Source organism: uncultured Gelidibacter sp. (assembly GCF_947500795.1).
Lineage (GTDB): Bacteria > Bacteroidota > Bacteroidia > Flavobacteriales > Flavobacteriaceae > Gelidibacter.
In genome coordinates, this window is the sequence record NZ_CANMTE010000005.1 from 1 (window position 1) to 12,793 (window position 12,793).

10 protein-coding genes are annotated in these 12,793 nt (G+C 36.8%); 2 read left to right on the top strand and 8 right to left on the bottom strand.

Features of this window, described 5'->3' with window-relative positions; all coding sequences use genetic code 11:
• The first annotated feature begins 183 nt into the window (after positions 1 to 183).
• Positions 184 to 426 (top strand): hypothetical protein, encoded by a 243-nt coding sequence (locus Q0947_RS11985; protein ID WP_299397680.1) that lies wholly within the window; start codon positions 184 to 186, stop codon positions 424 to 426.
• On the opposite strand, the gene Q0947_RS11990 is transcribed toward Q0947_RS11985, so the two are convergent.
• The 7 genes from Q0947_RS11990 to Q0947_RS12020 all read right to left on the bottom strand — a co-directional run bounded on the left by Q0947_RS11990 (position 427) and on the right by Q0947_RS12020 (position 7,986).
• Positions 427 to 597 carry a hypothetical protein gene (locus Q0947_RS11990; RefSeq protein WP_299397683.1) on the bottom strand — a complete coding sequence of 57 codons (171 nt, stop codon included), beginning with the start codon at positions 595 to 597 and terminating at the stop codon, positions 427 to 429.
• Positions 598 to 819: 222 nt separating this feature from the next.
• On the bottom strand, positions 820 to 1,050 hold the full coding sequence (locus tag Q0947_RS11995) for a hypothetical protein (RefSeq protein ID WP_299397686.1): 231 nt from the start codon (positions 1,048 to 1,050) through the stop codon (positions 820 to 822).
• Between the two features lie 207 nt (positions 1,051 to 1,257).
• Positions 1,258 to 2,385 carry a restriction endonuclease gene (locus tag Q0947_RS12000; RefSeq protein WP_299397689.1) on the bottom strand — a complete coding sequence of 376 codons (1,128 nt, stop codon included), beginning with the start codon at positions 2,383 to 2,385 and terminating at the stop codon, positions 1,258 to 1,260.
• A complete protein-coding gene (locus Q0947_RS12005; protein WP_299397692.1) occupies positions 2,382 to 3,602 on the bottom strand; it encodes a DNA cytosine methyltransferase in 1,221 nt (406 codons plus the stop codon). The genes Q0947_RS12000 and Q0947_RS12005 overlap by 4 nt, the downstream gene beginning before the upstream one ends.
• 78 nt (positions 3,603 to 3,680) lie before the next feature.
• The gene (locus Q0947_RS12010) at positions 3,681 to 4,211 is read right to left on the bottom strand and encodes a hypothetical protein (protein WP_299397696.1); all 531 of its coding nucleotides are present in this window, start codon (positions 4,209 to 4,211) and stop codon (positions 3,681 to 3,683) included.
• Between the two features lie 290 nt (positions 4,212 to 4,501).
• The gene (gene polA / locus Q0947_RS12015) at positions 4,502 to 7,360 is read right to left on the bottom strand and encodes a DNA polymerase I (protein WP_299397699.1); all 2,859 of its coding nucleotides are present in this window, start codon (positions 7,358 to 7,360) and stop codon (positions 4,502 to 4,504) included.
• Between the two features lie 356 nt (positions 7,361 to 7,716).
• Positions 7,717 to 7,986 (bottom strand): hypothetical protein, encoded by a 270-nt coding sequence (locus Q0947_RS12020; RefSeq protein WP_299397702.1) that lies wholly within the window; start codon positions 7,984 to 7,986, stop codon positions 7,717 to 7,719.
• A 174-nt stretch (positions 7,987 to 8,160) separates the two neighbouring features.
• Here Q0947_RS12020 and Q0947_RS12025 point away from each other — a divergent pair, with 174 nt between their 5' ends.
• Positions 8,161 to 9,573, top strand: coding sequence for an aldehyde dehydrogenase family protein (locus Q0947_RS12025; protein WP_299397705.1), 1,413 nt, complete (start codon positions 8,161 to 8,163; stop codon positions 9,571 to 9,573).
• A 166-nt stretch (positions 9,574 to 9,739) separates the two neighbouring features.
• Here Q0947_RS12025 and Q0947_RS12030 read toward each other — a convergent pair whose 3' ends face one another.
• Positions 9,740 to 12,703: a GH92 family glycosyl hydrolase gene (locus Q0947_RS12030; protein WP_299397708.1), complete on the bottom strand. Its 2,964-nt coding sequence runs from the start codon at positions 12,701 to 12,703 to the stop codon at positions 9,740 to 9,742.
• Positions 12,704 to 12,793 lie beyond the last annotated feature (90 nt).

Genomic DNA, 12,793 nt, shown 5'->3' on the forward strand with positions numbered 1-12,793 from the left:
AAGTGGCACAGTTTGAACCGAAATCACTGGCACTATGAAACCGAAATCACTGGCACGAATCGAACCGAAGTAACCAGAAGCTATTTCTATTATTACTAGACAGATTTTTGATTAGGAAATGCTACTAATTGTAGGTTGACAATCATTGGTTTAATATATAATTTTGAGTAAAATTAATATATTATGAAACCAATTGAAAAAGGTCAAATCGTAAGATTTCATACTCCGAATGCAGATGAAGATCCAAATCAGATTTATGTAGTTCTTGAGGTTTTTGAGGATGAAGATAAATCGAGAGCCAAGTTGTTTACATTGAACACCGGATTGTCTTTTCCGCCCGTTATGGTTGTTTATGTAAAGGATTTAGTAGTTGATGAGCTTTTGACAAATCAATTAAAATCTTATATGAATGTGATGGATAATTAGCTATTTTAAATATACTTCGTCTCTAACGTAAGATATGTTCTTAAAAAATGATTTTTCCCAATCAGTTTCAATAAGCTTTTTATATTCAAATGATGGAAAAGAAATACCTTCTTGAGGTTGATTGCTATTTTTAAGTGGTATTATATCAACATGAATGTCTTCTTTTTTCAATTCTTCTATTTTATTACCAAGTTTAATTCCGAGAATTGAATGAGTAATATTTGCGATATATGTATTTGAATTTTTATTTAATTGTAAGCCTAGTTCACGTGCAATTGCTTTTTGGGGTAGGGTCTTTCAAGGGGATTGAGGGTATTAACAATTATGGGATGATGAAGGTGGCACTTATGAAGCAATTGAAAAATTAATTAAATGATAATAAAGGAAGCTGAATTATTTGTGATTAGAATTTATAAATAGTTCTAGGATAGAAATAAGTTCTTTTGCTTTTTCCTTTGATATTTGTATATTCTGTTTACAACCGCGGGCTCTTTCTGTGTCTCCCATGGCGTACGTCCTTAATTGTAGATATTCTTTGTCAAAGTTCACATCTGCTATCACTTCTCCAGAACGTACTTTTATATATTGATTATCTTCCTTGATTATTTTTCCAATTAGAGCCATTCGATGTATTATTAACAAAGTGCATTTTTAAGCTAACATAAATATTCTAAAATAATAGATTATCTATTAAACTTTTAAGGTTAATGTACTTTTAGTTATTTCTAAAATTTGTATAATTCTGTCGAGAAATTTTAATAGATTTTATATAGTATCATAAGATGTCAAAATCTGTATTTAATTGATTTATAAATTAATTAAAATTTATTCTTAATGCCAAAATTCTTGATAAGAATTGGTTTTCATTATATCTATTTTGAAAACACCAGGATTTTCTTTAATAATGATTACACTGTCCAAACCTAATTTATCTAATTTTTCTATAGTCGCTACTTCCCCTTCATTTAATTTAAGAACTTTACGAAGCAACCAGTCTGATAGGGCTTTATTAGGGTTTGTCATCAACGCTTTTGAATTGTCTTGACATACTTTTGCATCAAATATTTCACCCGTAGGAATTATTAATTGAAAACTCTCATCTCTTTCTGGAAAGAACTCAGGAAAATTGGTATGTATAATCTTTGGAATGGGAATATACAATTCACCCATATCTCTTTTTCGTCCGTTTGCATTCCATTGATTAATTCCGCTTTTGTCGTAAATATATTTTTGACCGTTTTTTAAGCCATAGAGAGGTAATATTACGTAGTTCTTACCTCTTTCTAGCATATCTGTAGCGGATTTATATTCCTTCTCAGACAATAAATCAAGTAATAGTTCAAAAGGATCCTCTATTATATCTATAGGTAATCTATATGCTATTTCTGGAATTATAAATTTCCTAAATAAAGTGCTTTTTGAGTGATTAAATGAATAAAAGTTTTTACTATCCTCAAATTGTAAACTTGCTTTATTTTCTTTTACTGAATGAATATTGTCAATATCAATTTTCTCATAATCTGTTTCAAAAAGAAGAAGTTCTTTCTCTCTTCTCGCTACAATATGATATAATGATGAATTGATATTGTAGACTCTGTTTGCTAGCTCAATTCGCTCATTTCTGTATTCACCTAATTTCTGAGCAAGTTCACGGCCTTGAAAATTTTTAAGGATTCTTGAGAGGCTATTAAACTCTGCGATTTTTTCAGTACTACTATCACTTTTAGAAATGAATGTTTTTAATCCTATACCAATAGAATTGTAGTTTGCATCAAAAGCTGTATCCGATCTCGAAAGATTGTTTGCATTGAAGCTTTTACAAAATATATTTTCGGCGATTCTATAATTTATTAAAGGTACAGAACTATCGCTAAATAATCCTGAGAGTTTAGAGACGGCAGAAAGTAATTTTAAATAATTACCATTATTTTCTAGATCTATATCTACGAATGATTTCATAAAACTTTGATAATTTCCATGCCAATTCTTTCTATTAAATTTGTAGTAACAGAATTTCCTGCTTGCATATATAATTTGCTGTTCGCTAGGTTAGGAAGTACATAGTTCTCCGGATAACCTTGAAATAAAAAACACTCTCTTGGAGTTAGTTTTCTAATACCGTAATCATCTTTTATTAGTGGGACATTGTGACCTCCTGTACCCATATTCGCTGTTAAAGTAGGGCATACGTTACTTTTGTTTTCTCTGACATAAACTCTTCTCCATTGATATACCGTGTCTTTTGAAGTCATGGTTTTTTCCAGTTCTGGATAATATTTATGATTTCTAGTATAGTAATATTTTTCTTCTTGTTTTTCTTTGTCTATTATATCGTGTATTGACTTCGTTAGTTTTATTTCATTGGGGAATTCAAATTTCTCCCAACTTTGAACTTGATCAGGGTCTAATGCAACAATGAAAATACGTTCCCGATTTTGGGGGATGTTTGCATGAGTCATTGAGTTCAATACCTTGTAGAACACTTTATAATTTAATTTTTTTTCTAGAATTTCAATTATAGTTTTAAAAGTTTTTCCTTTATCATGCGTAACTAAATTCTTTACATTCTCAAGAAAAACTGCTTTAGGTCTATGTTTTGCAATAATTTCTTCAACATCAAAGAATAATGTTCCTCTAGTATCGGCAAAACCTTTTCTGTTTCCCGCAATGGAGAAAGCCTGACAAGGAAATCCCGCACATAAAATATCAAAATCATCCGGAATATAATTTTTTGTTTGAGTTTTAGTTATATCTCCAAATGGGACTTCTCCGAAATTTGCTCGATACGTTTTTTTAGCTGATTCATCCCATTCACTTGTATAGGCACATTTTCCGCCTAAATTTTGAAGAGCTAATCTAAAGCCTCCAATTCCGGCAAATAAATCAATAAATTTAAAAGAATAATTTTCAGAGGTTGGGAAGGGTATATTTTCTGCCTCGAATAGCAGTTGTTGTAATGCTTCTTCCTGAGCAATATGTATATTATTACTCTCTTTGTATTGAATAAAACTCTCAATTACTTTTAATGCATCTTTCTCATAATGTTTGGAAAGACCATTTGCTACATTATGTAAATAATGGGTTAAAACAGCTTTATCTTCAGGCTCAATAAGTGTAATTTGATAGTTTTTTCCATCAAATTCTTCAATACTTATTTTATGGTCTTTTATTTTCAATTTCAAAATTTATATAATCGCTTCTATTCTTTGCGAAATGTTTTTATTAATCCTTTAAAATATATGGGTTGAGAATAATTATTTTATTTTGAATTTATCAATATGTTTTAAAAATTTAAAACCTGTAAAGCTCATATGGTTCACTGTTGAAGATTTCTCTATACTAGTAGCATTTAAATTTTCTTTAATGACTTCAGTTGAGGCCACACCGCAGATCGTAAATGTTGTTTTATCCTTTTTTATCACAAAGAATATAGGTCTATTTATGTCATCAATGTTTATCAAAGGTAATGTCCCGAATTCGAAAACATGGATATCTATTAATTCATCATTTAATTTAATCTTTGGTTGAAAATCACTTAAGTTAATTTCTGTAAAATCAACTACAGGTAAGTTTAAGTATTTTTGAATCGATATTAATCCTCCAACATTCATCATGGTTTTTTCAAAAAAAGCTTGACCTTCATATCTGTCCCTAAGCTGATTGATGTTATACAAACCTAAATGACTCATTGCGGAATTTCTAATTGAAATTTCGTCATTTCTTGTAAGGCGAATTTGCGGATAAATACGCAAGAATTCACCAATATATTTTAAAAATAAATTCATTTTAATTTCTGGTTGTAGCAAGCAAAACTACAAAAATCAGATGTTTTTAAGTTTACTAATTATAATATATTGTTATTTGAGCTTTAGGTGATGATTGTAAATATACCTAATGAAAATTAAAACTCCCTACACTAAAATTAAAACAAATGTGTAATGTATAAGCATTCCACTAGAAAAAAAGGTTACATGACATATAGCCTAATTCTTGATGTGTTGTAATAAATTAAATCCATTATGTTCGATGGCCTTAATTAAATTTGTTTGTCGGCCAGCGGTCTCAATTCTAAACCCTAATGCGCCTCCAACCAATCCGCACCCACACCCAAGTCCACATCTAAAGGCACGGTCATGGTATACGCACTTTCCATTTCTGTCTTTACCATGGTTTTGATGGCTTCCAATTCTGGCTTATAGACATCAAACACCAACTCATCATGTACTTGGAGCAGCATTTTGGTTTTGAAGTCGCCTTCTTTTAATTTGTTATGGATGTTGATCATCGCGAGTTTAATAATATCTGCAGCACTCCCTTGAATGGGCGCGTTTACGGCATTACGTTCGGCAGCGCCTCGCACTACGGCATTACGGGAATTGATATCCTTTAAATACCGACGGCGTCCTAAAACGGTTTGGACATAACCGTTGTCTCTGGCAAAATCAATCTGCTCGCCAATATAACGGCGGAGTTTTGGATAGGTTTCGTAATAAGTGTCAATAAGATCTTTGGCTTCGCTACGTGATAAATCGGTTTGATTGCTCAGTCCAAAAGCAGAGACCCCATAAATAATCCCAAAATTGACCGTTTTGGCATTGCTACGTTGCTCGCGCGTCACTTCCTCTAGCGGTACCCCAAAAACTTTTGAGGCGGTAGAGGCGTGAATGTCCTCGCCGTTTTTAAAGGCGGTAATCATCGTTTCTTCCTCGCTTAAGGCGGCAATAATGCGCAATTCAATTTGCGAATAATCGGCCGCTAATAAGGTGTAATTCTCATCTCGTGGCACAAAGGCTTTCCGCACTTGGCGTCCGCGCTCCGTACGGATAGGAATGTTTTGAAGGTTGGGGTTATTACTGCTCAAACGTCCGGTAGCCGCCACGGTTTGCATATAATCTGTGTGTACGCGACCTGTAAGAGGCTCCACCTGATGTGGCAAGGCATCTACATAGGTGCTTTTCAGTTTCGCCAAGCCTCGGTAGTCTAAAATATGCTGGATGATTTCGTGGTCTTTGGCGAGGTAGGATAAAATCTCTTCACCCGTAGCATACTGACCGGTCTTGGTTTTTTTAGGTTTATCAACCAATTTAAGCTTGTCAAATAGGATGTCGCCCAACTGTTTTGGAGAGGCAATATTAAATTCTTCGCCCGCTTCCTTAAAGATATTAGCTTCTAATGTTTTGATGTCATTATCTAACTTTTCGGATAGGGAATTCAAAAAGTCTTTATCCAAATTGATGCCTTCCAATTCCATATCGGCAAGCACGCGCAATAGCGGAATTTCTATCTCATCAAATAATTTTTGGGTGTTGGCTTCGCCCAATTCCTTTTCAAAATGCTCTTTAAGCTGTAAGGTAATGTCCGCATCTTCTACGGCGTATTCCGTTTGCTGCTCTAAAGGTACATCGCGCATGGACTTTTGATTCTTGCCTTTTTTGCCAATAAGCGTTTCAATTGAAATAGGGGTGTAATTCAAATAGGTTTCCGCCAATACGTCCATATTGTGGCGCATATCAGGATTGATCAGATAATGTGCCAACATCGTGTCAAACAATTTGCCTTTTACCTGAATGTTGTATTTATGAAGTACTTTAATGTCATATTTTAAATTCTGACCCACTTTTTCAATGGTTTCAGATTCAAAAAACGGACGCAATTGTTCTATCAGTTCTTGTGCTTCTGTTCTGTCTTCTGGGAATGGCATATAATAACCTTTACCAACTTCCCATGAAAACGCAATGCCTACCAACTCGGCCGTAATCGGGTCGAGACCTGTGGTTTCGGTATCAAAACATACGCTCGATTGTTTCATCAAATTTTGAATGAACAATTTGGTAGCCATGCCGCTAGCCACACTTTGGTAAAAATGGGAGGCAGAGGCGGAGGTGTGGCGTGTATGTGCCACGGTGGTGGAGGCTTCTGAAGCGTTATCAGGATCGCCACCAAACAATGAAAACTGACCTACACCGGCAGCCGCCGATTTTGTAGCGCTGGCAGATGGTGCAGTGGTATGTTCTTTATTAGCTTCAGTGCCGCCATTGCTAGACGCTCCTGGAGCAAAGGTTTTGAGGAAATTGTCAATGAGTCTTCTAAACTCCAACTCCTGAAAAATGTTGGTCACCGCTTCCACATCAGGTTCTGACATTTCAAAATCGGTTTCACAGAATTCTACAGGCACGTCCAACATAATGGTCGCCAAAGTTTTGGACAGTAGGCCCAATTCTTTATTGGCCTCAATATTTTCTTTCATTTTGCCTTTTAGCTCATGGGTATTGGCTAAAAGGTTTTCCATACTGCCGTATTGCTTGATGAATTTCTTGGCTGTTTTTTCACCAACACCAGGCAGTCCTGGGATATTATCGGACGAATCGCCCATCATCCCCAAAAAGTCAATGACTTGTGAAGGATGTTCTACTTCAAATTTTTTCTTAACTTCTTCTATGCCCCAAGTTTCATAGCCGCCACCAAATGATTTTGGGCGGTACATAAATATGTTTTCAGTAACCAACTGCGCAAAATCCTTGTCTGGCGTAACCATATAAGTTTTGTACCCTTGGGCTTCTGCTTGTCGGGAAAGTGTTCCAATGACATCATCAGCCTCAAAACCTTCTTTCACCATAATTGGAATGTGCATGGCTTCCAAAATTCGGCAAATATGCGGAATGGCGGTTCGGATACCTTCCGGAGTCTCGTCGCGGTTGGCTTTATAAGCTTCATACATTTCTACTCTATCGGCACTGCCGCCCTTGTCAAAACAAACGGCCAGATGATCTGGACGCTCTCTTTTAATTACATCTAATAAAGAGTTCATAAACCCCATAATGGCGGAAGTGTCTTCTCCCTTGGAATTGATTCTCGGGTTTTTGATAAAGGCGTAATAGCCTCTAAATATTAAGGCGTAAGCATCGACTAAGAAAAGGCGCTTTTGTTCTGACATATTGAAAATTGCTTGAAATTTGGTGTGCCTTGTGGTATCGGGAGTTTTTTTGAATCGTTGGAACTCGTAAAAAAGAAGTTCTCGACACCGCTTAAAAGGACAGCTCGCAAATTACAAAACTTATACATCGAATAGAAATTTATTGAAATGCAATTTGTATTTTAACGACATTAATGATAATGAGCAATTAACGCTGAAATGCGCGTATTTTTAATGTTTTTAGCGATGGTGGAAAAGGGATTGGGAAGTTGAAAGATGGGCAACACCTCTACATACGAAAGGTCGTAAACTAAAAAATCGAAACAATTCTATTTAAGAACTGTTCCGATTGCTATTTTAGGGTGTTAACGTTGAAATTAACAGGATTTAACTTCTTTTACTTTTATTTGAAGACTTTTTCTGTAGGCTTTAATGCTGATCAATTCATTGCTCTTTTTGTAGCTTAAATTGGTCACCTCATTTTTTGTGAATGTGCCTTCAGCGACTTGGTTTTCTAGTGCTTCAGTAAGATTAAGCGCTTCAAAAGTAATGATATCAGCTTGTTTTGCAGCATCGTTAGTAGCATCTTGACCAAAAGTTAGGATTGGTAAAGTTGCCATTGCGATAAGGAATAAAACTTTTTTCATTATTAAAATTGTGCTGTTGCGATTAATTATGGTACAAAGAAACAGTACAACTTCAGTAGAAAATAATATATTGGATAAATAACATCGATAAACGGATAAGGTGAAATATCACTCAAAAAAATCCGATGAAATGCATAATACTGGCGCTTAGCGCAATAAAAACAGAACGAGTTCATGGAAGAATTACATAGCAATCCCTTTTACGGGGTTTTCAATCGACAAAAAGCAAACCAGTTTAAAATTGGTAATACCACGTATAAGGAGCGTCTCAAAAAATTGGATGCTCTGAAAACGGCCTTGGAAGTTGATTATAAACAGAAGATCCGTGAGGCGATGTATGCTGATTTTAAAAAGCCGTTTTTGGAAACCGATCTGACGGAAATCTATCCGGTATTGACGGAAATTAAATTCGCCAAAAGCAACCTCAAATCGTGGCTTAAAGATCAGAAAGTCGATACGCCATTAGCCTTACTTGGCGCGTCTTCCTATATAAAATACGAGCCAAAAGGTGTGTGTTTAATTATCTCACCCTGGAATTTCCCCATCAACTTAACATTTGGTCCTTTGGTGTCGGCCATTGCTGCAGGAAATACGGTTATTATTAAGCCTTCTGAGATGACGCCAAATGCTTCTAGAGTGATGGCTGAAATTATCAGTGACTTGTTCAGCGAAGATGAAATTGCGCTTTTTGAAGGCGAAGTTGAGGTCTCTGAAAACTTATTGAAATTACCGTTTAACCATATCTTTTTTACGGGATCGCCTCAAGTTGGTAAAATAGTCATGAAAGCGGCCTCCAAACATTTGAGTTCAGTAACCTTGGAGCTGGGAGGAAAGTCGCCCACTATTATTGATGATTCTGCCAACTTAGAAAAAGCGGTCGAGAAAATCATTTTTGGGAAGTTTACCAATGCAGGCCAAACCTGTATTGCGCCCGATTATGTGCTGTTGCAGTCCAATTTAAAGGAACAATTCACCACACTTTTTAAGTCGAAGATTAAAGAATTTTATTCCGATGAGGCTGAAAGTTCAGATTCCTATTGCCGCATTGTCAATAAAAAGCATTTTGAACGCTTATCGGGGTATATTGATGAAGCAAAACAGAATGGAAGCACTATTGTGTCTGGAGGTGCGACGAATAGCACGGACCATTTTATTGAGCCGACACTCGTTTTTGATGTGCCTGAAGATTCCAAATTGATGCAGGATGAAATCTTCGGACCTATTCTTCCGGTGAAAACCTTTACGAATCTGCAAGAACCTATAGATTACATCAATTCCAAAGAAAAACCGCTAGCGCTTTATATTTATAGTAAATCGAGCAAAAACATTGATTTTATCATGAACAATACGAGAGCGGGAAGTGGTTGTATTAACCATAATCTGCTTCAATTTTTAAATCATAATTTACCTTTTGGCGGGAGTAATAATAGCGGCTTGGGGAAATCTCACGGTTTTTTCGGTTTTGAAGCTTTTTCCAATAAACGCTCTATGATGAAACAACACACTATGGGCGCCACCGATTTATTGACACCGCCGTATAATAATTTTAAGCAGAAACTGATTGATTTGACGTTGAAGTGGTTCTAGGGGGTGGTCAGTAGGCAGTATTCAGTAGGCAGTATTCAGTAGGCAGTAGGCTGTTTTCAGTCTTCAGTTGGCGGGGATGTTGGGTGTGGATTGAAGGAGGTGATTTTTTGAAGTGTATTGAAATAATAAGATGCTCATAGAGATTAATAACTATGAGCATCTTTTTTTATTTGATGGTTGGCTTTGGAATTTCAGTTGCGGATTGTGCTTCAATGCTGATTTCATCAACAAAAATCCAGCTTTTGCCGTTTTCCTCAGCACCTTTATGCCATTGTGGTAATTTGTCCATGCGCTTGGCAACCACTTTTATGTGTGATGCTGTTCTATCTTTCAGATTAAAAGTGACGGTCCTGATATTCACATCATCTGATTTCTTGCTCGCATTGAGGTTTTGCTTTCCTATAAATTGGAAATTCTGACCATCGGTTGAGATATAACAAAAGACTTCCGTAGGATAAAATATCCAGGAACGCTGGTCTTGCAGCACGTTAAGCGACACCGTTTGCACTTGTTTTTCTTCACCTAAATTGATTATCGCCAGTACATCTTCATCTTGATACCCTTGCCACAAGCCCGTTCTATAGTCTTTAGTGCCCGTAACGCCGTCAATTAAGGCATTCGGCCCGCCAGCACTATATTGGGATGCGTACTGTGTTTTAAGTGATATGGAGCGGTTAGGGTCGAGTTTATGAAAATTGGTGGCAATCGTCATGCTTTGTTCGCCCTCTTTCTCTGCGTAAATCTTTAACGTTGCCGGTTCAGAAATGATAAAAGGCGCTTCGTATTTGGTGTACACTGAATCGTTCAGCGTGTAATACATGTCAGTTTCCAATTGTGCATTTCCTAAAGTAATTTCCGTTTGATCTTTAAAAGAAATATCACCTTTTGCAATATATGGTGCCGGCACAATTTTAAAATCTGTGATGGAACTTGTTGGAACTTCATCATCGTCCGTGGCCCAATCAGAAGGTTCATCGGTCATAAAGAATTCCAAAATACCACCTGCTAAAATTTCGTTTGCAGTGATGTACGATTTATGCAGTTTGCTGCCATTTAACTTTACATAATCGATGTATTTGTTCTCGTCAGAGAGGTCAAAAGCTTTAATGGTAAAGTTGTTTTCATTTTCAAGATTGATGGTTGCCTTATCAAATAACGGCGTTCCAATAATAAAGTCGTTAGAGCCTGGCGTTACCGGATAAAAGCCCATTGCTGAAAACACATGCCAAGCGCTCATTTGTCCGCAGTCTTCATTGCCTGAAATACCGTCCGGCGCATTTTTGTAAAGCGTGGTTAAAATTTGATGGACTTTCTCTTGTGTTTTATAAGGTTTATTGACAAAATTATAGAGGTAAGCCATATGGTGGCTCGGTTCATTACCATGCGCATATTGCCCAATAAGCCCTGTGATATCAACAAGGTCACGCCCCGAAGTCTTGCTGCTTGCCGTAAATAAGGTGTCCAATTGTGCTTCTAAAATCTCTTTGCCGCCCATTAAATCTATCAAACCTGAAACATCCTGAGGCACATAAAAACTGTATTGCCATGCATTGGCTTCGGTATAATTATAATTCACCTCAAACGGATCAAAAGGCGTGGCCCACGTGTTTTTGAATCGGCCTCTCATGAATTTTGTTTCCGGATCAAATACGTTTTTATAGTGTTGTGCACGTTTTATATAAGTTTCGTAATCGTCTTGTTTGCCTAAAGAATGCGCCATTTTAGCAATGGTCCAATCGTCATAAGCATATTCTAAGGTTTTAGAAACCGATTCGCTTTCTTCCTCCACCGGAATAAACCCGAGTTGCTTGTAGGTTTTTAATCCCAAATGGTCTTTGTTGGCGGAATGTTTCATCGCTTTAAATGCTTTTTCAGGATCAAAACCTTTAATCCCTTTTAAATACGCATCGGCAATTACAGGAACCGCGTGATAGCCAATCATCGTACCGGTGTAATTGGAGCTCAACTCCCACATTGGTAAAATGCCGCCTTCATCGTATTTTGCCAAAAGCGTGTTCACAAAATCGCTGGTGCGTTTGCGCTCAATAAGCGTGTATAAAGGGTGTGTAGCGCGGTAAGTATCCCATAGCGAAAACACCGTATAATACTTAAATTCTTTTGTGGTATGGATTTTTTGGTCCATCCCTCTATAGCGTCCGTCCACATCCTGATAAAGGTTTGGTGCAATCATGGTATGGTATAGTGCCGTGTAGAAATTGACTTTATGGTCTTGGTTGTCACTTTCAATAACAATTTTCTCCAACTGTTTTTCCCAAGTGCTTTGTGCGATTTCCTTAACTTCATCAAAAGTCTTGTCGCCAATTTCCGCTTCCATGTTTTTCTTGGCGCCCTCTTCATCAACCGCACTGATACCGATTTTCACATAAATAGGTTCGTTCTTCGGGTTGTCAAATTGGAACACCGCCTTTTTATTGGTCAATTTTTGTTTTCTGGCAATTAAATCGACCGACATGGGATGCGAAAACTTGATATAATAAAATAGTTTTTGATTGGCAGCCCACGATTTTGAATGACGATAACCCGTGATTTCAGTTCTTGACGTTTGCTTGATTTTAGAAGCCAATAGCTGATCGCGATGTTCTAAATCTAAAACGATGATTTGATTTTTAGACGTCGGGAATTGGTATTTATGGATGCCACTGCGTTCAGAAACCGTTAACTCTACTTCAATATTTGTATCGTCCAAATGTACTTTGTAGTAGCCAGGTTCCGCTTTTTCTTTGGCATGGGAGAATTTGGAACGGTAACCTTTTTTGCCATTGCTGCCGTTGTTGTACACCACTTCATTGGTTGGCATCAATAAGATATCAGTATAATCGCTCACCCCAGTACCACTAAGATGCGTGTGTGTAAAGCCGTAAATATGGGTGTCGCTATAATGGTATCCGGAAGCGCCATCCCAACCCTCAAGTCGGGTGTCAGGACTCAGTTGCATCATTCCAAACGGCATGGTTGCACCAGGAAAAGTATGTCCGTGACCGCCAGTTCCAATAAACGGATTGACCAAGGACACTAAAGATTTATCCTTTTTAGCTGGTGTTGTTTTAGGTCGGTCAGAGCAGCCTAATAGTAGTAAAAACGCCGTAATAGCTATAAAAAAAGACTTCATCAGGAAACGGATTGGTATTGCTGCGGAAATATACTAAATCTTAAGGGACGGTTAAATTTAATCGCAACATTTTAATAACAGTTTAATTCA